General features: G+C 59.4%; 1 pseudogene. It reads left to right on the top strand.

The window, feature by feature from the left end:
• Positions 1 to 33 precede the first annotated feature (33 nt).
• Positions 34 to 249, top strand: a pseudogene (locus SB772_RS43995) (DUF4440 domain-containing protein); the annotation flags it as partial.

The raw sequence follows: 249 nt of genomic DNA, 5'->3' as shown, positions 1-249 counted from the left end.
CCGCTGATGGAGGTCTTTGCCGAGCACTTCAGCATGGTCACCACTTCAGCTGCAGTGATCGGACACGTTCAGGTCGAGCAGCTGTTCAAAGGCGCGGTCGGCGCCCGAAAAGGCCTGGAGATCATGATCAGCGATCTGCACACGGTCTGGCACGAAGGCGTGACCGTGGCGCTGCGCTACAAGGAAATCCATCGTCTGAATGACGTCGAAACGTCGCGCATCTCGCTCGCGATCCTGCGTGTTCAGCAC

Origin of the sequence: Paraburkholderia sp. SIMBA_030 (assembly GCF_046535245.1) — a bacterium.
Taxonomy (GTDB): domain Bacteria; phylum Pseudomonadota; class Gammaproteobacteria; order Burkholderiales; family Burkholderiaceae; genus Paraburkholderia.
The sequence above is the reverse complement of the archived record's forward strand: the minus strand, read 5'-3'. Positions and strand labels throughout refer to the sequence as shown.